Raw genomic sequence first — 20518 nt, 5'->3', positions numbered from 1 at the left:
CCGCAGCTCAGGGCGTTCCGCGCGGCCGGTTCAGGCCCGGTCGAATCCCGTTCGGCCTGGGCATACGCGAGGCGGAGCCGCCCTCCGGGCGCCCTCCGCGTCCGGTTTCAGACGACCGACAGCGGCAGCAGCTTCTTGCCCGTGGGGCCGATCTGGATCTCGGTGCCCATCGTCGGGCAGACGCCGCAGTCGTAGCAGGGCGTCCAGCGGCAGTCCTCGACCTCGGTCTCCTCGACCGCGTCCTGCCAGTCCTGCCAGAGCCACTCGCGGTCGAGCCCGGCGTCGAGGTGGTCCCACGGGAGCACTTCGACCTCGTCGCGCTCGCGGACCGTGTACCAGTCGAGGTCGACGGGCTGACCGGCGAAGACCTTGGCGGCGGCGGCCGTCCAGCGCTCGTAGGAGAAGTGCTCGCTCCAGCCGTCGAAGCGGCCGCCGTCCTCCCAGACGGCGCGGATGACCTCGCCGACCCGCCGGTCGCCGCGCGAGAGCAGGCCCTCGACGATGGACGGGCGGCCGTCGTGGTAGCGCAGCCCGATCGCGCGGCCGTACTCGCGGTCGGCGCGCAGGGCGTCCTTGAGCGCGTGCAGGCGGCGGTCGACGGTCTCGTGGTCGCACTGGGCGGCCCACTGGAAGGGGGTGTGCGGCTTCGGGACGAACCCGCCGATGGACACCGTGCAGCGGATGTCCTTGCGGCCGGTGGCCTCGCGCCCGGCCTGGATGACGCGGCGGGCCATCCCGGCGATCGCGAGGACGTCCTCGTCCTCCTCGGTGGGCAGCCCGCACATGAAGTACAGCTTGACCTGCCGCCAGCCGTTGGCGTAGGCGGTGCCGACGGTGCGGATCAGGTCGTCCTCGGTGACCATCTTGTTGATCACCTTGCGCATCCGCTCGGAGCCGCCCTCGGGCGCGAACGTCAGCCCGGAGCGCCGCCCGCCGCGCGAGAACTCGTTGGCGAGCGTGATGTTGAAGGCGTCCACGCGGGTGGAGGGGAGCGAGAGCGAGGTGTTGGTGCCCTCGTAGCGGTCGGCGAGCCCCTTGGCGACCTCGCCGATCTCGCTGTGGTCGGCGCTGGACAGGCTGAGCAGCCCGACCTCCTGGAAGCCCGACTCCGACAGGCCCTGCTCGACCATCGCGCCGATCGTGGTGATCGACCGCTCCCGCACCGGACGGGTGATCATCCCGGCCTGGCAGAACCGGCAGCCCCGGGTGCAGCCGCGGAAGATCTCGACGCTGAACCGCTCGTGCACGGTCTCGGCGAGCGGGACCAGCGGCTTCCTCGGGTAGGGCCACTGGTCGAGGTCCATGACCGTGTGCTTCTCGACCCGCCACGGCACGCCCGGACGGTTCGGCGCGACCCGCTGGATCCGCCCGTCCGGCAGGTAGGTCACGTCGTAGAAGCGCGGCACGTACACGCCGCCGGACGCGGCGAGGCGCAGCAGCAGCCCGTCCCGCCCGTCGGGGCGGCCCTCGGCCTTCCACTCGCGGATCACTTCGGTGATCGCCAGCGCGACCTCCTCGCCATCGCCCAGGACGGCGGCGTCGAGGAAGTCGGCGATCGGCTCGGGGTTGAACGCGGCGTGCCCGCCCGCCAGCACGATCGGGTGCTCCTCGCCCCGGTCGGCGGCGCGCAGCGGGATACCGGCGAGGTCGAGCGCGGTCAGCAGGTTGGTGTAGCCGAGCTCGGTGGAGAACGACACGCCGAACACGTCGAACGCCGCGACCGGACGGTGCGCGTCCACGGTGAACTGCGGGAGGCCGTGCTCGCGCATGACGGCCTCCATGTCGGGCCAGACCGAGTAGGTCCGCTCCGCGAGGACGCCGTCGCGCTCGTTGAGGATCTCGTAGAGGATCTGGACGCCCTGGTTCGGCAGCCCGACCTCGTAGGCGTCCGGGTACATCAGCGCCCACCGGACCTCGGCCTCGTCCCAGTCCTTGACCTGGGAGTTCAACTCCCCACCGACGTACTGGATCGGCTTTTGCACGCGCGGGAGCAGCGGCTCCAGTCGCGGGAAGATCGACTGGACGGGCATGGCGGTGTCCTCCGTGGTGGGGCCATGGGCGAACGTCCAGCCTACCGCCGCGCGGGCGGGCACCCGCCCCGTCCGGCCGGTCAGTCGAAGGGCCTGCGGCGGACGTGTACCGCCTGGAGCAGCCCGAAGGCGATCATGTTCGCGAACGTGGCGGAGCCGCCGTAGGACACGAACGGCAGCGGCAACCCGGTGATCGGCATGATCCCGACCGTCATCCCGACGTTCTCGAACGTCTGGAACGCCAGCCAGCACACCACCCCGGTCGCGACCAGCGTGCCGAACAGGTCGGCGGCCTGGGACGCGATGCGCAGCCCGCGCCACAGCACGACGCCGAGCAGAAGGATGATCACGGCGGCGCCGACGAAGCCGAGCTCCTCCCCCGCGACCGTGAAGATGAAGTCGGTCTGCTGCTCGGGGACGAAGTGCCCGCCGGTCTGCTCGCCGTTGAACAGGCCCTTGCCGAACGTCCCGCCGGAGCCGATCGCGATCCGCGCCTGCTGGGCGTTGTACCCGGCACCGCGCGGGTCGGCGGAGGGGTCCATGAACGCGGTGAACCGGTCGAGCTGGTAGGGCTTGAGCAGGCCGAAGAACCACACCGCGAAGCCCGCGGCGAGGCCGCCGCCGACCAGTCCGACGAGCCAGCGCTTGCGGGCGCCCGAGACCGCCAGCATGCCGAGCACCACGGCGGTGAACACCAGCGTCGTGCCGAGGTCGGGCTGGAGCATGATCAGCGCCGCCGGGACGCCCGCGAGCGCGAGCGCGAGCAGCACGTCGCGGCGGCCCGGGCCGATCTCGCCGTCGCGCGGCTCGCCGAGGATCATCGCGAGCAGCACGACGAGCCCGACCTTGGCGAACTCCGACGGCTGCACCTGGAACCCGCCGCCGACCACGATCCACGAGTGCGAGCCGTTGATCGTCGAGCCGAGCGGGGTGAGCACGGCGACCAGCCCCACGCAGGCCAGCCCGTACAGGATCGGGACGTAGGCGCGCAGCAGCCGGTAGTCGAGCACGGTCACGAGGCCGCCGAGCGCGAACCCGATCAGCAGGTTCAGCATGTGCCGCTTGAGGAAGCCCTCCGGGTCCTTGCCCTGGTCGGTCATCAGCTGGAACGTCGCCGAGCGGACCAGCAGCGCGCCGATCAGCGACAGCACGAGCACGGTCAGGCACAGCGTCCAGTCGAGCCGGCGCAGCCCGGCGACCGCGTTCTGCCACAGCGCCCGGTCGCGATACCCGCCGACAGACCCGACATTCGCCTCGTTCACGGCGACGCTCCATCGGCCGGGGGCTTCGGTAGCTCGGACGGGAGCCTGCCGTCCTTCAGGAGGGGCTTCTTGTCCTTCGTCCCGTACATGGCCTCCCAGATCGCGCGGACGGCGGGGGCCGCGGTGGACGCGCCCGTGCCGCCCTGGGAGATCATCGCGATCACCGCGAAGCGGGGCTTGCCCGCCGGCCCGAACGAGGCGAACCAGGATGTGTCGTCCTTGCCGTAGACCTCGGCGGTCCCGGTCTTCCCGGCGACGTCGACGCGGTCGAAGTCGAAGCCGGAGAACGCGCCGGCGGCGGTGCCCTTCTTGGTCACGTCGGTGAGGCCGCCGCGGACGTACTTGAGGACCTTGCCGTCCACCGGCAGCCTCTGCTCGGGCTGCTGCGGGATGCGGCGCAGGAGCGAGCCGTCCGGCCGCATCAGCGCGACGCCGAGGTGGGGCGTGACCAGGCGTCCGCCGTTGGCGAGCGCCGCGTAGGCGCGGGCGAGCTGGAGCGGCGTGACCAGCACGTCGCCCTGCCCGACGGAGAAGTTCGCGGCGTCGCCCGCGCGCCAGACGAAGCCCTCGGTGCAGTTCTCGGACGCGATCGAGCGCAGGTAGGCAGCGCGGGCCGGGTCGGTCTTGGCGACGCTCGGGTAGCCCTCCTTGGCGCCCTTGCAGTCGGCCTTCCTGGTCGCCTCCCAGTAGGAGCGCTTCCAGGACCGGTCGGGGATGCGGCCGGGCGTCTCGCTCGGCAGGTCGATGCCGGTGCGGGCGCCGAACCCGAAGGCGCGCGCCATGCCCACCATCGGGTCGGACGGGTTCTTCTTCGGCTTCATGCCCCCGTCGCGCAGCCACTCCTCGTAGGCGAACTTGTAGAAGATCGTGTCGCAGGAGACGACCAGCGCCTCGTGCAGGTTCATGCTCCCGTGGCCCTGGCCCTCGAAGTTCGTGAACGCGCGGCTGCCGACGTTGTAGGAGCCGGGGCACGGGTAGATGCCGTTCAGCGAGTACCCGTCCTTGACCGCCGCCGCCACCGAGGAGATCTTGAACGTGGAGCCCGGGGCGAACTGGCCCTGCGTGACGCGCGAGGTCAGCGGCTCGCCCTTCTTCTTGCCGAGCAGCCCGTCGTACTCGTCCTGGGAGATGCCGCCGGTCCAGATGCCCGGGTCGTAGGTGGGGTAGCTGGCCATCGCGACCATCTTGCCGGTCTGCACGTCCATCACCACGGCGGCGCCGGCGTCGGCCTTGCGGCCCGCCTTTCGCGCGCCATCGACCGCGGCCTGGAGCGCCTTCTCGGCCGCGCCCTGCACGCCCGCGTCGAGGCTGGTGACGAGGTTGCCGCCGACGACCGGCGCCTTCTCGGCGGCGGTCCCGGTGACGCGGCCCTGGCTGTCGACGAGCACCTTGCGGTACCCGGGCTCGCCGCGCAGCTCGGCGTCGTACTGCGCCTCAAGGCCCGCGCGCCCGATCAGGTCGACGCCGCTGTACCCGGTGACCTTCAGGCCCTTGCGCTTGTCGAGCTCCTCCTGGGTGATCGGCTGGAGGTAGCCGAGCGCCTGCGCGGCGCCCGCGCCCTCGGGACGCGGGTAGTCGCGGATCGCCTGCACCTGCGCGGTGACGCCGGGGAAGTCCTCCTGCCGCTCCATGATCTGCAACGCGCGGCGGGGGTCGACGCGGTCGTCCACGGGAATCGGCTGGTACGGGGAGCCCGGCCAGCACGGCCGCTTGATGCCGGGGCCGCACAGCCGGATCCGCTTCTCGATCTCGTCCTGGCTCGTGCCGAGGACCCCGGCGAGCCGCCTCAGGACGGAGGTGCCGTGGTCCTTCTGCCGCGACAGCGACGTGCGGTCGACGGAGACGACGAGGGCGCTGCGGTTGCGGACCAGCGGGCGGCCCTGGCCGTCCAGGATCATGCCGCGGATCGCGGGGACGACGATGTCGCGGGTGCGGTTCTGCGCGGCGACCTGCCGGTAGTGCGTGCCCGACAGCACCTGGAGCGACCACAGCCGCCCGACCAGCACCAGCAGCAGCGCCCCGACGAGGACGTACAGCACCACGAGCCGGAAGTGCGTCCTCGGATTCACAGCCGCGCGCTCCGCCCCGACATCGCGCGGTAGCGGGCGGCGGGCACCGAGAACCGGTCGCCGCGCGCGCGTTCGCCGCGCTCGAACTTGCGGGTGACGCGCAGCACCGCCCACACGACGAACGGGCTGGCGACCACGTCGTAGACGACCTGGAGCGGCACCATCCGCGACACCGTGCCCCACTCGGCGCGCGGGTCGCCGAGGATCATCCCGGTCGCCGCGTACAGCACGGTGCCCGCGAGGGCCCCGGCGGCGACGGCGAAGAACGGGACGACCGACTGGCGGTCCATCTCGGCGGAGGCGATCCCGCACAGGTAGCCGATGAGGCAGTAGACGAGGGCGTAGCGCCCGAGCGTGTGGTCGGCGGGCGGGACGATGTCGGCGGCGAGGCCCGCCAGGAACCCGGTGACCATCCCGGTCATCGACCCGCTGACCAGGGCGAGCGCCACGACGGCCAGCAGGACGAGGTCGGGCTGCACACCGCCGGGCGTCGGCAGCCGGTTGGCCACCGACACCTGGAGGATCAGCGCGGCCGCGACCACCAGGACGGTGATCACCCGGCGCCCGGTCTGCGACTTCTCCGGCACGTTCAGCACGTCAGTCCTCTGCGGTCGGTCTCGTGGCCGGACTCTTGGTGCCGCGCGGCCTGGCCTTCCCCGGGTCCCCGGACGGCGTCGCGCCCGGGCTCGGCTTCCCGCTCGGCTTCCCGCTCGGCGCCGGGCTCGGGGACGGCGGCGGGGTCGGCTTCGGCGGCAGCACCGCGTCGCCCGGGTCGCGCCTCGGCGGCGCGACGACCACGGCGACCACGTCCAGGCTGGTGAAGCGGACGAACGGGCGGATGTAGGCGGTGCGGGTCAGCCCGCCGCTGGAGTTGTCGATGCGCTCGACGACGCCGATCGGGACGCCCGGCACGTAGGGCCGCTCGCCCTGCGACCCGAGCGTGACGACGCGCTGCCCGACGCGCATCGGCGCCGCCGCGTCCAGCAGCTGGAAGCGCAGCGGGGTTCCGCCGTTGCCGAGGCCGCGGCGGCCCCGGCCCTGCACGATCCCGATCTCCTTGGAGTCCTCCAGGCGGGAGCCGATCGAGGACGTCTGGTCGGTGGCGAGCAGCACGGTCGCGGTGGCGGGGCCGACGCGGGTGACGCGGCCGACGAGCCCCTGGGCGCTCATCACGGTCATGTCGGGCCTGATGCCCGCCCGGCTGCCGACGTCGATCGTGACGGTGTCCTCGAAGCCCTGCCCGGCGGAGATCACCTGCGCGGCGCGGATCTTGTAGCCGCCGGTCCCGGCGGTGCCGAGCAGCTGCCGGAGCTGGGCGGAGCGGTCCTGGTCGAGGCGGCCCGCGCGCAGCTGCTCGCGCAGCCGCTGGTTCTCGCGTTCGAGCCGGTCGGCGCGGCGGCGCTCGCCCGGCGCGTCGGTGACGGCGTCGAAGGTGTCGCCGACCGGCCGCACGACCGACGCCGAGGCCCGCTCGACCGGGCCGAACACCGTCGCGCCGACGTCGCGCAGCCCGCTCAGCGGGGAGTGCTCCCCGCCGCGGTAGTCCACGGTGATCATCGCGAGCGCCGTGACGATCAGCGCGCCGAGGACCACGCGGGTCCGCCGGGTGTCCTTCACCCACCGACCTCCCGTTTCTCCTGGTTTCGCCGGGAGCTCAGTGCCGCGGCTCCGGGACGAGCACCTGCCGGAGCGACTCGAAGTCCTCGACGCACTTGCCGGTGCCGAGGACGACCGAGTCGAGCGGGTTGTCCACGAGGTGGATCGGCATGCCGGTCTCCTCGCGGAGCCGCTCGTCGAGGTTCTTCAGCAGCGCTCCGCCGCCGGTGAGGGCGATCCCGCGGTCCATGATGTCGCCCGACAGCTCGGGCGGGCACTTGTCGAGCGTGGTCTTCACCGCGTCCACGATGGAGTTGACCGGCTCCTCGATCGCGCGCCGCACCTCCTCGGCGGAGATCACGACGGTCTTCGGCAGCCCGCTCACCAGGTCGCGGCCGCGGATCTCGGCGTGCGGCTCCTCGTCCCCGCCCGGATAGGCGGAACCGATCGCCATCTTGATCTCCTCGGCGGTCCGTTCCCCGAGCATCAGCGAGTACTCCTTCTTGGAGAAGGAGATGACCGCCTGGTCGAGTTCGTCGCCGCCGACGCGGACCGACTGGCTCGTGACGATGCCGCCGAGCGAGATGATCGCGACCTCGGTGGTACCGCCGCCGATGTCGACGACCATGTTGCCGGTGGGCTCGTAGACGGGCAGCCCGGCGCCGATCGCGGCGGCCATGGGCTCCTCGATGATGTAGACGCGGCGGGCGCCGGCCTGGTACCCGGCCTCCTTGACGGCCCGCTGCTCCACGCCGGTGATGCCGCTCGGCACCGCCACCACGATGCGCGGTTTGGCGAAGTGCCGGCGCTTGTGCACCTTCTGGATGAAGTAGCGGAGCATCCGCTCGGTGACGTCGAAGTCGGCGATCACGCCGTCCTTGAGCGGGCGGACGGCGACGATGTTGCCGGGTGTGCGGCCGATCATCCGCTTCGCCTCGATGCCCACCGCGACGATCTTCCCGGTGTTGGTGTTGATCGCCACCACCGAGGGTTCGTTCAGGACGATGCCACGCCCGCGCACGTACACCAGCGTGTTGGCAGTGCCAAGATCGACCGCCATGTCACGGCCAAGAAACGACAGCTTGTTACCCATGAAGAAAGGGAGCCCTTCATGTTGACGGGCGTGTATAGCGGCCTGTCCATCGTAACGTGCTCACACGCCAGCGGGCAGTCACCCCTGACGCGCGCGTCGCCAAAAATTCGTGTGCTGAGCAGGGTGGTTTTAGTTAAAACACAACGCGGGCCGGTCGGCCGGCCCGCGTGTGTCGATGTGCGCGCGTGCGCGTCGTCCGGTGGGGTCAGCCCAGTTCGGGGAAGAACAGCTTGATCTCGCGCTCGGCGGAGTAGGTGGAGTCGGAGCCGTGCACGATGTTCTCGCCGATCTCCAGCGCGAAGTCGCCGCGGATCGTGCCGGGGGCGGCGCTCACCGGGTCGGTGGCGCCGGCGAGGGCGCGGAACGCCTCGATGGCGCGCGGGCCCTCGACCACCATCGCGACCAGCGGGCCGCCGGTGATGAACTCGACCAGCTCGCCGAAGAACGGCTTGCTGGCGTGCTCCTCGTAGTGCGCCTCGGCGGTCTCGCGCGCGAGCGTGCGCAGTTCGAGCGCGGCGAGCGTGAGGCCCTTGCGCTCGATCCGCGCGATCACCTCGCCGACGACGCCGCGGCGGACACCGTCGGGCTTGACCAGGACAAGAGTGCGCTCGGACACGGAGTCTCTCCTCAGGAAGTTCGGATCGGGGTGGCGCCGCCCCGTCCGACGGGGTCGGCCCGGCGTGACCGGTCACGCCGCGGCCCGCGCACCACTGCGCGCGAATCCTACCCGGCGCCGGGGCCCGCGGCGGCCTCGGCTCCTCCGGCGGCGGTGCCGAGGGCCGGGTCGGCCGCCGTGAGGGCCGGGTTGCTCCCCGCGAGGGCGCGGCCGGTGGCCTGGGCGTCGGCCCGCGCGGACCGGTCGGCGGCGCGGGCGCCCGCGCGTGCCGTCACGGCGGCGAGCAGCACGGCGGACGCGGCCGCGAGGCCGAGCCAGGCCTGGTAGCCGCCGGTCAGCGCGTCCAGTTGCTGCGCCTGCGTCACCGGACGCGCCCGCACGAGCCAGGACGTCTGGAGCGACAGCACCATGAGCTGGCCCGCGAGGACGGCGGGGAAGAGCAGCGCCAGCCCGAACAGCGCCGCGCCGGCGCCCGCGTCCCGCAGCGAGGCGGCCAGCGCCAGGCCCGCCCCGGCGCCGAGCGGGATCAGGACGGCGAGCAGTCCCGCCCGCCCGGCCAAGCCGCCGAACGTGTGATCGGCCGCGAGGCCGAGCAGCGGGGCGGCGAGCATCAGGCAGTACCCGGTCAGGACGGCCGCCCTCGGCCGCGCCCGCACGGACGCCAGCGCGCCCGCGATCGCGGCGGCACCGGCGAGCGCGAACGGCAGCAGCGATGCCCCGGCGGCGCCGCGCGCGTGGGCGTCCACGGCGGCGAGCCCCGCCAGCGGCGCGGCGACCGGGTAGCCGAGCAGCCCGACCGCGATCATGACGACCGCGCAGCCGTGCGGGCTGCCCGCCGCCGGGTCCGCGCCGCCCGCGAGCGCGAGGGCGACCAGGGCGGGCAGCGCGAGCGCGCCGACGGCCAGGCGCGCGCCCGGGGACCACGCGTCCGCCGCGATGACGGCGAGGAACGCGAACCCCGCCGCCGGGACGAGCGGCAGCACGAGCCGGCCGCGCTCGCTGTGGCGCGGCGCGGGCAGCCGCCACGGCCCGCGCCCGCGCAGGAAGAGGAACAGCGCGACGGCGGCAATGGCGGCGATCGCGGGCCACGGGGTGGGGGCGAGCGCGGCGCGCCAGCCGGCACCGCCCGCCGCCGTCCCGCCGGACACCGGGACGAGGCGCAGCGCGACCGGCATCGCCATGAGCAGCGCGCAGACCAGGCCGCCCGCCCAGAGCGCGGCGAGCGCGCGGCTGCGCCGCTCCCAGATCAGGACGAGCGAGGCGGGCAGCACGACGCCCGCCCCGGCGCCCTCCATCGCGCGCACGAGCCCCGCCTGCGCCACCGACCCGGCGAGCCGCGCCGCGCCGATCCCGGCGAGCAGCACGAGCAGCCCGGACGCGGCCACCGAGCACGCGGAGAACCGGCGCGCCGCGACGGCGGCGAGCGGCACCGCGAGCAGCAGCGCGGGCAGCGACAGGCCGGTCGCGCGCAGCAGGTCGGGGAGGTCGCCCGTCCCGAGGCCCAGCGCCTCGGCCGCGGCGGGGGCGACGTTCGCGGTGGTGTCGGGGACGGTCATGACGGCGGCGGGCAGCACGGTCGCGGCCATCGCCAGCGCGCCGGACGCGGCGGTGACGGCGGCCGCCCGGCCCCGCCATGCCGCCGTGCGGGGCGGGTGTTCGGATGTGCGGGTGGACACGACCTTCTCCTCCGGAGGTCGCCGTCCACCAACGTCCAACATTTCCCAAAAGAGAAAGATGTCGGAATTGACCGACAAGGGAAAGGGCAGGCGGACGGGAATGGGCGCCGTCCCGCGAATTTAGCGCGCCGCCGCTTCCCGCGCCTTGCGTCCCATCCAAATCGCCGTTCCCCAGAGCGCCCCGAACAGGGCACCGAGGAAGAACATGGTCGGCACCATGAACCCGGTCGCGATGACGAGCACCTGGAGGACCGTCCCCACCGGCACCGCCCACGAGAACCGCAGCAGCCCCGCCATCAGCAGGCAGACGACCGCCAGCCCCCCGCACACCGCGCCCGCCGTGCCGCCGCTCACGTCCAGGACGGCCACCGCCACCGGGATCGCGAGGGCGATCACGACGGCCTCGCAGGCCAGCACCGTGGCCAGCAGCCGCCGCACCGGGTCCCCGGCGGGACGCGCCCGGGAGGCTCCCGCCTCGCCCGATTCCGAGCCCGCGCCCGTGCCGGTGCCCGTGCTGGATGCGTCCATGGCCGTCACCGGCCCTCCCCTACGCGTAGCAGCGTCCTGGCGTCGCCCGCCGTGACCACCGATCCGGTGATCAGGACGCCCGCGCCCTGGTACTCGCCGGTCTCCTCGGCCAGGCCGACGGCCCGGTCGATGGCGTCGTCCAGCCGGTCGGCGATGTGCACCCGCTCGGGCCCGAAGACGCCCTCGGCGATCTCGGCCAGCTCCTCGGGCGGCAGCGAGCGCGGCGAGCTGTTGCGGGTCACGACCAGCTCGGCGAGGACGGGTTCGAGCTGGTCGAGCATGCCCGCGACGTCCTTGTCGGCGGCGGCGGCGAGCACCCCGACGAGCCGCGTGAAGCCGAACGACTCGGTGACGGTCGCGACGCTCGCGGCCATCCCTGCGGGGTTGTGCGCCGCGTCCAGCAGGACGGTCGGGCCGGTCCGGACGACCTCCAGCCGCCCCGGCGACGCGGCCTTGGCGAACCCGCTGCGCACCAGGGCCGGGTCGAGCCGGTCGTCGCCGCCGATGTAGGTCTCGCCAGGCGCGATGCGGGTCGCGGCCTCAAGGCCCGCCTCGCCCGTACTCGCCGCGCCGCCCGCGAACGCCTCGACGGCGGCGAGCGCGGTCGCGGCGTTGCCCGCCTGGTGATCGCCGAACAGCGGCAGGAAGACCTCGTCGTAGATCCCGTGCAGCCCCTGGAGGCGCAGCACCTGGCCGCCGACCGCGACCTCGCGGCCGAGCACGCCGAACTCGATGCCCTCGCGGGCCGCCGACGCGCCGGCCTCCACGACCCGCCGCAGCAGCACCTCGGCCGCCTCGACCGGCTGCTGCGCGAGCACCACGACCGCGCCGGGCTTGATGATCCCGGCCTTCTCGCCCGCGATCTCCTCGACGGTGTCGCCGAGGTAGCGGGTGTGGTCCAGGCCGATCGGGGTGATCACGGCGACCGCGCCGTCGGCGACGTTGGTGGCGTCCCAGGTGCCGCCCATCCCGGTCTCGACGACCGCGACGTCGACCGGCGCGTCGGCGAACGCCGCGTACGCCATCCCCGTGAGGACCTCGAAGAACGACAGCGGCACCGGGTGCTTGCCGTCGATCATCTGGACGTAGGGCAGCACGTCGCGCAGCGTCTCGACGAACCGCTCCTCGCTGATCGGCTCCCCGTCGATCGCGATCCGCTCCCGCAGCGTGGTCGTCTCCGGGCTGGTGTAGAGGCCGGTGCGCAGCCCCCGCTCGCGCAGCAGCGCCTCGATGAGCCGGGCGGTGCTGGTCTTGCCGTTCGTCCCGGCCACGTGGATGACGGGGTAGGCGCGGTGGGGGTCGCCCAGGACGTCGACCAGGTCGCGGACGCGGTCGAGCGTGGGGTCGATCTCCCACTCGACGCCGCGGCTCATGATCGCGCCGATGGCGCCCCGGTAGTCGAGCGGCTCGGTTGGCTGGCTCACGATGCTCCATGACTGCGGAAAGTGACCCTCAGAGCCTACTCGGCACCGCCGCGCGGCATGTCCCGGCCCGGGCGCTGCGAGCATGGGACGCATGGGCGCCGACGAGGTCTTCTTCCACGAGTGGGAACGGCGCGCCGCCGGGGCGAAGCGCAGCCTCGCCCGTGCGCGCGCGCTGGCGCAGGCCCTCGACGTCCTTTCCCTGGACATTCCGCTCCTGACCGTCGTGGGCTCCAAGGGGAAGGGCACGGCGGCGACCTACGCGTCGGCGTTCCTGGCGGCGGCGGGCATGCGCGTGTGCACGGTGACGAGTCCCGGCCTGCGCGACAACCGCGACCGGATACGGATCGACGGGCAGGCCGTGTCGGAGGACGAACTCGCCTCCCTGGGACGGCGGCTCAGCGACGGCATCGCCGCGCTGGCCCCCTCGGACGGCTACCTGTCCCCCGCCGGGCTTTTCACGCTCGCGGGCGTCCTGCACGCACGGGACGCGGGCGCGGACGTGCTCGTCCTGGAGGCGGGCATGGGCGGACGCTCGGACGAGGTCAGCCTGTTCCCGCCCGACGTCGCCGCCCTCACCCCCGTCTTCCCCGAGCACATCGGCGTCCTCGGCGCCACGGCCGCGGAGATCGCGCTCGACAAGCTCGGCGTGGCGGGGCCGCGGACGCGGGCCCTGCTGTCCGCGCCGCAGTCCGCCGAGGTCGCGGACGCGCTGGCGGGACGCGTCGAGTACGTGGAGCCCGGCGGCAGCGGCCTCGCCCCCGGCCTGCTGCCCGCCGGGCTCGGCCGGATCAGCGCCGAACTCGGCGTCGCCGCCGCGCGGCGCATGCCCGGCGCGGCCGAGCCCTCCGCCGGGCGGACGGCGGCCGTGCTGGCGTCGATCGTCCTGCCGGGACGGCTGTCATGGCACCGCGTCCCCGGGTCGGCGACGACCGTGCTCGTCGACTCCGCCGTCGACCGGACCGGTGTCACCGCCGCGCTCACCGCCGCCCGCTCCCGCTGGGGCGCCGTCGACCACGCCGTCGTCTGCCTGCCCGACCACAAGGACCTGGACGGCGCGGTCGCCGCGCTCGGCGGCCTGCCCGTGACGTTCGTCCGGCTCCCGGCGGCGCACCTGCGCTTCACCCGCGCGCTCCCGCCGTCCTGGGACGTCGTCGACGCGGACGCCGTCACGCCCGCGTCGCTCGCCACCCTCGGGCACCACATCGTCGCCGTCGGGACGGTCTACTTCACCGCCCTCGTCCTCGACGCGGTGGGCGCCCGCACGAGGCGGCTGTTCAACGCCGGGGCTTCTCCCGCGGCTTCTCCACGTCCTGGCGGATCCGGCGCATGAGGTCGGCCACCACCGGGATCTCCTGGTTCGCCGCCGCCGTCACGTCGTGCGCGGTGCCCGGGGACTCCACGGCGTCCAACGTGTTCGTCGCGGTCGCCGCGGCCGCGGCTGCGCGCACGGCGGTGTTGGACGCGACCACGCCGTAGGAGTCCTTCGTCGCCCACGCGCAGTAGACGTGCACTTCCGCCAGCACGGCGAACGACCCGCACAGCGCGCGCCCGCCGTCCTTGCCCGCGCCGGTGTCCTGCGCGGCGATGAACGTCGCCGGGCGGATCGTCCGCAGGAAGGCCACCGGGTCGCCGACCGCGCCCGTCCCGCCCATGAACAGCACGTTCAGCGGCGCGCCCGGCCCGCCGGCCACGTCGGCGGCGTAGACGGCCACGCCGTCCTTGCTCACCGGGACGCCGCCCGCCTTGATCGCTGCCGCGATGAACGGGTACGCCGCGCTCGTCACCGGCGGCGTGGTGCCGTCCCGGTGCAGCCCGCCCGCGACCGCGACCGCCGTGATCTTCCGCTTGGACGCGGTGACCGCCGATCCGGTCTTCTTCCCGCCGTCCGAGCGGACCGCCAGCACGGCCGCCATGAGCACCACGACGAGGAGCGCGCCGACGCCCGCGCCCAGCAGCAGCCTCGGGACCGGCTTGCGCTCGCCCGACCCGGCCGCCGGAGGCTGCGGCGCCACCGGGAGCGGCCCGGTGCCGTTCGGCGCGGGAGGCGCCGCATGAGGGCCCGTGCCGTTCGGGACCTGCTGCGGGCCCGTGCCGCCGCCCTGCTCCACCGACCACCACGGCAGCGAGGCCCCCCACGGGTCCGGCGCCGCGCCCGGCTCGGCCTCGGGCTCGGGCTCGGCCGGGGGCGGCGTCTGCGGGTCGGCGTCGGCCCGCGGCACGGTCGCGTCGTCACCGGACGGGACGTCCGGCGCGTCGGACGGAGAAGGTGAACCGGCCATTGCACTCCCGAAGATTCCCTTGCCCGCGCCGGGACACCCCCCACGGCCCGCGGACGAGACGGATCGTAGCCTGGATCAACCCGCCGGAAGGGCCGCGAGCTGCGCCTCGAGCCGCTCGATGGCGGCCTCGGCCTGGCCCAGCCGGTCGCGGTTCTTCGCGACGACCGCCTCGGGCGCCTTGGCCATGAACGCCTCGTTGCCGAGCTTGCCGCGCGCCTGCCCGGCCTCCTTGCGGGCGGCGGCGAGGTCCTTCTCCAGCCGCTTGCGCTCGGCGGCGACGTCGATGACGCCCGCCGTGTCGAGCCGGACCGTCACCCCCTCGACCGGCAGGGACGCGGTCGCCGTGAACGCCTCGCCGGGCGCCGTCAGCCGCAGCAGCGCGCGGACGCCCTCCTCGTGTGCGGCGAGCGGCGAGCCGTCCCAGGCGAGTTCGGCGGCGACCCGCTGGCCCGGCTTGAGGCCCTGGTCGGCGCGGAACCGGCGGACCTCGGTGACCAGCCGCTGCAACGACTCGACCGTCGCCTCGGCGGCGCGGTCGGCGCGTCCGGCGTCCGCCGCGGGCCAGGGCGCGGTGACGACCGTCGCCTCACCGGTCAGCGACGTCCACAGTTCCTCGGTGACGAACGGGACGACCGGGTGGAGCAGCCGCAGCAGGTTGTCGAGCACCTCGCCGAGGACGCGGCGCGTCGCCTCGGCCCGCTCGTCCGCGAGCTGGACCTTGGCCAGCTCCACGTACCAGTCGCAGACCTCGTCCCACGCGAAGTGGTAGAGCGTCTCGCACGCCTTGGCGAAGTCGTAGGAGTCGAGGTGCGCGTCCACCTCGGCGATGACGGTGTGCAGGCGCGAGAGCACCCACGCGTCCACGGTCGACAGCTCGGCGGGCATCTCGCCCCGCACGTGCGCGCCGTTGATGAGCGCGAAGCGCGTCGCGTTCCACAGCTTGTTGCAGAAGTTGCGCGAGCCCTGCGCCCAGTCCTCCGCGACCGGGACGTCGCCGCCCGGGTTCGCGCCGCGCAGCAGCGTGAAGCGGGTCGCGTCGGCGCCGTACCGGTCGATCCAGTCGAGCGGGTCGACGACGTTGCCGAACGACTTCGACATCTTCTTGCCGTGCTGGTCGCGGACCATGCCGTGCAGCGCGATCTCCTTGAACGGCACCACGCCGTCCATCGCGTACAGGCCGAACATCATCATCCGCGCGACCCAGAAGAACAGGATGTCGTAGCCGGTGACCAGCACCGACGTCGGGTAGAAGCGCTCCAGCTCGGGCGTCTTCGCGGGCCAGCCGAGCGTCGAGAACGGCCACAGCGCCGAGGAGAACCACGTGTCGAGGACGTCGGTGTCCTGCGTCCAGCCCTTGGGCGCCTCCTCGCCCGGGCCGGGGCAGACGACCTCGCCGTCCGGCCCGTACCAGACGGGGATGCGGTGCCCCCACCACAGCTGGCGGCTGATGCACCAGTCGTGCATGTTGTCGACCCACTCGAAGTAGCGGGCCGCCATCTCCGGCGGATGCACCGCGACCCGCCCGTCCCGGACGGCGTCGCCCGCCGCCCGCGCCAGCGGCCCGACCTTCACGAACCACTGGAGCGACACGCGCGGCTCGACGACCGTGGCGCAGCGCTGGCAGTGCCCCACCGAGTGCTCGTACGGGCGGACCTCCTTGACGATCCGCCCCTGCTCGCGCAGCGCCGCGACCACCGCGGGCCGGGCCTCGAAACGATCCAAACCCTCGAACGGGCCGTGCGCGGTGACGACGCCCCGCTCGTCCAGGACGGTCAGCGACGGCAGGCCGTGGCGGCGGCCGATCTCGAAGTCGTTCGGGTCGTGCGCCGGGGTCACCTTGACCGCGCCGGTGCCGAACGCGGGGTCGACGTGCTCGTCGGCGACGACCGGGATGCGGCGGCCGGTCAGCGGCAGCTCGATCTCGCGGCCCACCAGGTGCCGGTACCGCTCGTCCTCGGGGTGGACGGCGACGGCGGTGTCGCCGAGCATCGTCTCCGCCCGCGTCGTGGCGACGACGATCTCGTCCTCGCCCGACCCGTACCGGATCGACACCAGCTCGCCCTCGCGGTCGGCGTGCTCGACCTCGATGTCCGACAACGCGGTCAGGCAGCGCGGGCACCAGTTGATGATGCGCTCGGCGCGGTAGATCAGACCGTCGTCGAACAGCCGCTTGAAGATCGTCCGGACGGCGCGGGCGCGGTCCTCGTCCATCGTGAACGCCTCGCGCGTCCAGTCGACGCTGTCGCCCAGCCGGCGCATCTGGCCGAGGATGCGGCCGCCGGACTCGCCCTTCCACTTCCAGACGCGCTCCACGAACGCCTCGCGGCCGAGGTCGTGCCGGGACAGGCCCTCCTTGGCCAGCTCGCGCTCCACCACGTTCTGGGTGGCGATGCCCGCGTGGTCCATGCCGGGCACCCACACGACCTCCCGGCCCCGCATCCGGTTGCGCCGGACGAGCGTGTCCTGGATCGAGTGGTCGAGCGCGTGCCCCATGTGCAGCGAACCGGTGACGTTCGGCGGCGGGATCACGATCGAGAAGGCGGGGCGGGAGGGGTCGCGTTCCGGGTCGGCGGTGAACAGCCCCGCCGATACCCAGCGCTCGTACAACCGGCCCTCGACATCGGCCGGTCGGTACTGGGTGGGCAGGTCGACGTCCGCGCCGGCCTCCTGGCCGCGCTCATTGCTGGGCTGTGTCACGACCGACGATTCTACGGGCCCACCGGGGGTGGAACGCCGGGCGGCGCCGGTGCGGGGGCCCGGCCTTTCCCGCCGCGGTCGGGACACAGGTCACCTGACACCGGGTCGTCCCGCCCGCAAGGCTTGACGGCGAACGCCCGCGTGCGCGGGGCGGGAGTCCACGGGCCGCGGAGCGAGAGGGGTTGGGACGGGATGCGAGCGGTACTGGCACGCACCGCCGCCCTGGCCGGCGCGTTCGCCGCGGGGGCCGCGGTGGCGCATGCCGCGGGCATCCCCCACCTCCTCCGTCTCACCTCCGAGCTGCAACGTTCCAGAGAGCGCATCCTCGCCAGCCGGGAGGAGGAGCGCCGCAGGCTGCGGCACGACCTGCACGACGGGCTCGGGCCGACGCTGGCGAGCCTCGCGATGTCGCTGGACGCGGCGCGCCTCACGCTCGCCTGCGAGCCCGAGCGGATGGAGCCGCTGCTCTCGGACGTCCGGGACCGGCTCGCGATCGTCGTCGGGGAGATCCGCGACATGGCGCACGGGCTGCGGCCCCCCGCGCTGGACGACCTCGGCCTCGTCGGCGCCATCCAGTCCTACGCCGAGGGCTGCTGCGACCGGGTCGTCGTCCGCTTCGACGGCGACCCCGCGGGGCTGCCCGCCGCCGTGGAGGTCGCCGCGTACCGGATCGCGCAGGAGGCGCTGACGAACGTCCGCCTGCACGCCCCCGGCAGTACGGTGCTGGTGCTGCTCACCCGCGACGCCGAACTCCACCTGCTGGTGGCCGACACCGGCCCCGGCCTGCCCGAGACGACCCGGGGCGGCGGCCGGCCGAAGTCGCGCCGCGGCCTCGCCGCGATGAAGGAGTGGGCGGCCGAGCTCGGCGGCGGCTGCTCGGTCGCGTCCCGGACGGGCGGCGGGACCGTCGTCACCGCCCATCTTCCGCTCACGGTGGCCGAGGCGGCCTCCGGGTACCATCGCCCTGCGACGCGACCACGGAACCCGGCGCCCGAGAGCGCCCGAACCGCCGAGCGGAGGCGAGGCAGTGGGCACTGAGTCCATCCGCGTACTGATCACCGATGATCACCCGGTGTTCCGGCAGGGCCTCAAGGGCCTGCTCCAGGCGCTCGGGGTGGACGTCGTCGGCGAGGCCGAGTGCGGCCCCGACGCCGTGCGGATGGCCGCCGAACTGCAACCCGACGTCGTCGTGATGGACCTGCACATGCCCGGCGGCAACGGCATCGAGGCCACCCGGACCATCACCCGCACGAGCCCCCGCATCGGCGTCCTCGTCCTCACGATGTTCCGCGACGACGACTCGGTGTTCGCGGCGATGCGCGCCGGGGCCCGCGGCTACCTGCTGAAGGAGTCGGGCGCCGAGGAGATCGCCCGCGCCGTCAAGGCCGTCGCCGCGGGCGAGGCCATCTACGGCCCGGAGATCGCGCGCCGCGTCCTGACCTACTTCACCGACATGCCCGACCCGCGCCAGGCCGCCTTCCCCGAACTGACCGAGCGCGAGCGCGAGGTCCTCGAACTGATCGCGCAGGGCCGCAGCAACGCCGAGATCGCCGGGACGCTCTTCCTCAGCCAGAAGACCGTCCGCAACCACGTCTCGAACATCTTCATGAAGCTGCACGTCGCCGACCGCGCCCAGGCGATCGTCCTGGCCCGCGAGGCGGGCTTGGGCGAGTCCACCCCCCGCTGATCCCGCGCTCCCCCTCGTCGACGCTCCACGCCGACTCGGAATCGAATCCGGTCGGCGTGTCGCCGCGCTCCGCCGAGCCCTTCACCGTGAAACACGGATGCGTGAACGCGGATGCCGTGAACACGGAAGCCGTGAACGCGGAAGCCGTGAACACGGAAGCCGTGAACGCGGAAGCGCGCCCGCGATGATCGCGGGCGCGCTCCTGCCGTGAGCCTGCGGGGCGGTGAGGCCTGCGTCAGGCGGACTTCTCGCGGGGTTCGCGCTTGGGCCGGTCGCGCGGGACCAGGGTGGGGTTGACGTGCTCCAGGACGGCCTCGCGCGTGATCACGACGCGCGCCACGTCGTGGCGGCTCGGGACCTCGTACATCACCGACAGGAGCACCTCCTCCATGATCGCGCGGAGGCCGCGGGCGCCGGTGCCGCGCAGGATGGCCTGGTCGGCGATGGCCTCCAGCGCGTCGTCGGTGAACTCCAGGTCGACACCGTCCAGCTCGAACAGGCGGTGGTACTGGCGCACCAGCGCGTTCTTCGGCTCGGTGAGGATGTTGATCAGGGCCTCGCGGTCCAGGTTGTGGACGGAGGTGATCGAGGGCAGCCGGCCGATGAACTCGGGGATCATCCCGAACTTCAGCAGGTCCTCGGGCATCACATCACCCAGGACGGCCGAGGCGTCCTCGAAGTCGGACTTGGAGCGGATCTGGGCGCCGAAGCCCATCCCCTGCTTGCCGACCCGGGACTCCACGATCTTCTCCAGGCCCGCGAACGCGCCGCCGCAGATGAACAGCACGTTCGTGGTGTCGATCTGGATGAACTCCTGGTGCGGGTGCTTGCGGCCGCCCTGCGGCGGGACGCTCGCGGTGGTGCCCTCCAGGATCTTCAGCAGCGCCTGCTGGACGCCCTCCCCCGAGACGTCCCTGGTGATCGACGGGTTCTCGCTCTTGCGGGCGATCTTGTCGACCTCGTCGATGTAGATGATCCCGGTCTCGGCCTTCTTGACGTCGTAGTCGGCCGCCTGGATCAGTTTGAGCAGGATGTTCTCGACATCCTCGCCCACGTATCCGGCCTCCGTCAGCGCCGTGGCGTCCGCGATGGCGAACGGGACGTTGAGGAGTTTGGCGAGCGTCTGCGCGAGCAGCGTCTTGCCCGATCCGGTGGGGCCCAGCAGCAGAATGTTGGACTTGCCCAGCTCGACCGGGTCGTCCCTGCCGGTGTCACCCGACTGGATCCGCTTGTAGTGGTTGTAGACGGCGACCGAGAGTGCCTTCTTCGCCGTCTCCTGGCCGATGACGTAGGAATCGAGGAACTCGTAGATCTCCCGCGGCTTCGGCAGGTTGTCCCACTTGAGGTCGGAGGTCTCGGAGAGCTCCTCCTCGATGATCTCGTTGCAGAGATCGATGCACTCGTCGCAGATGTACACGCCCGGACCCGCGATGAGCTTTTTGACCTGCTTCTGGCTCTTGCCGCAGAACGAGCACTTGAGCAGGTCACCACCGTCGCCGATGCGTGCCACCCAACTGTCTCCTTTTCGTGGGGCCGCGCGCCTGAGAGGATGCGGCGCAGC

The 20518-nt window shown here is 73.2% G+C and carries 16 protein-coding genes; 3 read left to right on the top strand and 13 right to left on the bottom strand.

The features are described 5' to 3' along the window. Positions 1–107: 107 nt before the first annotated feature. From K2F47_RS19745 to K2F47_RS19700, 10 genes are all read right to left on the bottom strand, one after another. A complete protein-coding gene (locus K2F47_RS19745) occupies positions 108–2030 on the bottom strand; it encodes a TIGR03960 family B12-binding radical SAM protein (RefSeq protein ID WP_242905824.1) in 1923 nt (640 codons plus the stop codon). A gap of 80 nt (positions 2031–2110) precedes the next feature. Next, the gene (rodA, locus tag K2F47_RS19740; protein WP_242905822.1) at positions 2111–3292 is read right to left on the bottom strand and encodes a rod shape-determining protein RodA; all 1182 of its coding nucleotides are present in this window, start codon (positions 3290–3292) and stop codon (positions 2111–2113) included. Further along, positions 3289–5361 carry a penicillin-binding protein 2 gene (gene mrdA / locus K2F47_RS19735; RefSeq protein ID WP_242905820.1) on the bottom strand — a complete coding sequence of 691 codons (2073 nt, stop codon included), beginning with the start codon at positions 5359–5361 and terminating at the stop codon, positions 3289–3291. Before mrdA ends, rodA begins: the two co-directional genes overlap by 4 nt. Beyond that, positions 5358–5957, bottom strand: coding sequence for a rod shape-determining protein MreD (gene mreD, locus K2F47_RS19730; protein ID WP_242905819.1), 600 nt, complete (start codon positions 5955–5957; stop codon positions 5358–5360). The genes mrdA and mreD overlap by 4 nt, the downstream gene beginning before the upstream one ends. A 1-nt stretch (position 5958) precedes the next feature. Continuing rightward, complete coding sequence (mreC, locus tag K2F47_RS19725; protein WP_242905817.1) at positions 5959–6978, bottom strand: rod shape-determining protein MreC; 1020 nt, start codon at positions 6976–6978, stop codon at positions 5959–5961. 37 nt (positions 6979–7015) lie between these two features. Beyond that, complete coding sequence (locus K2F47_RS19720) at positions 7016–8050, bottom strand: rod shape-determining protein (protein ID WP_067461266.1); 1035 nt, start codon at positions 8048–8050, stop codon at positions 7016–7018. Positions 8051–8255: 205 nt separating this feature from the next. Beyond that, positions 8256–8666, bottom strand: a complete 411-nt coding sequence (gene ndk / locus K2F47_RS19715; RefSeq protein ID WP_242905815.1) for a nucleoside-diphosphate kinase — start codon at positions 8664–8666, stop codon at positions 8256–8258. 107 nt (positions 8667–8773) lie between these two features. Further along, positions 8774–10342 (bottom strand): hypothetical protein, encoded by a 1569-nt coding sequence (locus K2F47_RS19710; RefSeq protein WP_242905813.1) that lies wholly within the window; start codon positions 10340–10342, stop codon positions 8774–8776. Positions 10343–10462: 120 nt separating this feature from the next. Next, positions 10463–10870 (bottom strand): DUF4233 domain-containing protein, encoded by a 408-nt coding sequence (locus K2F47_RS19705; RefSeq protein WP_242905811.1) that lies wholly within the window; start codon positions 10868–10870, stop codon positions 10463–10465. Positions 10871–10875: 5 nt separating this feature from the next. Next, positions 10876–12243: a bifunctional folylpolyglutamate synthase/dihydrofolate synthase gene (locus K2F47_RS19700; protein WP_242906020.1), complete on the bottom strand. Its 1368-nt coding sequence runs from the start codon at positions 12241–12243 to the stop codon at positions 10876–10878. 142 nt (positions 12244–12385) lie between these two features. Between K2F47_RS19700 and K2F47_RS19695 the strand changes: the two genes are divergently transcribed. Beyond that, positions 12386–13624: a folylpolyglutamate synthase/dihydrofolate synthase family protein gene (locus tag K2F47_RS19695; RefSeq protein WP_242905810.1), complete on the top strand. Its 1239-nt coding sequence runs from the start codon at positions 12386–12388 to the stop codon at positions 13622–13624. On the opposite strand, the gene K2F47_RS19690 is transcribed toward K2F47_RS19695, so the two are convergent. Both K2F47_RS19690 and K2F47_RS19685 read right to left on the bottom strand, forming a co-directional pair. Further along, on the bottom strand, positions 13569–14573 hold the full coding sequence (locus K2F47_RS19690; RefSeq protein ID WP_242905808.1) for a hypothetical protein: 1005 nt from the start codon (positions 14571–14573) through the stop codon (positions 13569–13571). The genes K2F47_RS19695 and K2F47_RS19690 overlap by 56 nt on opposite strands. A gap of 75 nt (positions 14574–14648) precedes the next feature. Beyond that, complete coding sequence (locus tag K2F47_RS19685) at positions 14649–17270, bottom strand: valine--tRNA ligase (RefSeq protein WP_242905806.1); 2622 nt, start codon at positions 17268–17270, stop codon at positions 14649–14651. A 192-nt stretch (positions 17271–17462) separates the two neighbouring features. Here K2F47_RS19685 and K2F47_RS19680 point away from each other — a divergent pair, with 192 nt between their 5' ends. Next, a complete protein-coding gene (locus K2F47_RS19680; RefSeq protein WP_242905803.1) occupies positions 17463–18308 on the top strand; it encodes a sensor histidine kinase in 846 nt (281 codons plus the stop codon). Beyond that, the gene (locus K2F47_RS19675; RefSeq protein ID WP_214620632.1) at positions 18298–18957 is read left to right on the top strand and encodes a response regulator; all 660 of its coding nucleotides are present in this window, start codon (positions 18298–18300) and stop codon (positions 18955–18957) included. Before K2F47_RS19680 ends, K2F47_RS19675 begins: the two co-directional genes overlap by 11 nt. Before the next feature lie 235 nt (positions 18958–19192). On the opposite strand, the gene clpX is transcribed toward K2F47_RS19675, so the two are convergent. Next, entirely contained in the window at positions 19193–20467 is a 1275-nt protein-coding gene (gene clpX / locus K2F47_RS19670) for an ATP-dependent Clp protease ATP-binding subunit ClpX (RefSeq protein ID WP_214620631.1), read from the bottom strand. Between the last annotated feature and the right edge of the window lie 51 nt (positions 20468–20518).

Source organism: Actinomadura terrae, assembly GCF_022751215.1.
GTDB classification, from domain to species: domain Bacteria; phylum Actinomycetota; class Actinomycetes; order Streptosporangiales; family Streptosporangiaceae; genus Spirillospora; species Spirillospora terrae.
This window is presented reverse-complemented; position numbering and strand designations above follow the sequence as displayed.

What these genes read in the sequence shown, in the direction of transcription:
- K2F47_RS19700 (WP_242906020.1), bottom strand. Translation starts at nt 12,243, where the DNA reads ATGAGCCGCGGCGTCGAGTGGGAGATCGACCCCACGCTCGACCGCGTC.
- K2F47_RS19695 (WP_242905810.1), top strand. Translation starts at nt 12,386, where the DNA reads ATGGGCGCCGACGAGGTCTTCTTCCACGAGTGGGAACGGCGCGCCGCC.
- K2F47_RS19720 (WP_067461266.1), bottom strand. Translation starts at nt 8,050, where the DNA reads ATGGGTAACAAGCTGTCGTTTCTTGGCCGTGACATGGCGGTCGATCTT.
- K2F47_RS19690 (WP_242905808.1), bottom strand. Translation starts at nt 14,573, where the DNA reads ATGGCCGGTTCACCTTCTCCGTCCGACGCGCCGGACGTCCCGTCCGGT.
- K2F47_RS19680 (WP_242905803.1), top strand. Translation starts at nt 17,463, where the DNA reads ATGCGAGCGGTACTGGCACGCACCGCCGCCCTGGCCGGCGCGTTCGCC.
- K2F47_RS19745 (WP_242905824.1), bottom strand. Translation starts at nt 2,030, where the DNA reads ATGCCCGTCCAGTCGATCTTCCCGCGACTGGAGCCGCTGCTCCCGCGC.
- K2F47_RS19705 (WP_242905811.1), bottom strand. Translation starts at nt 10,870, where the DNA reads ATGGACGCATCCAGCACGGGCACCGGCACGGGCGCGGGCTCGGAATCG.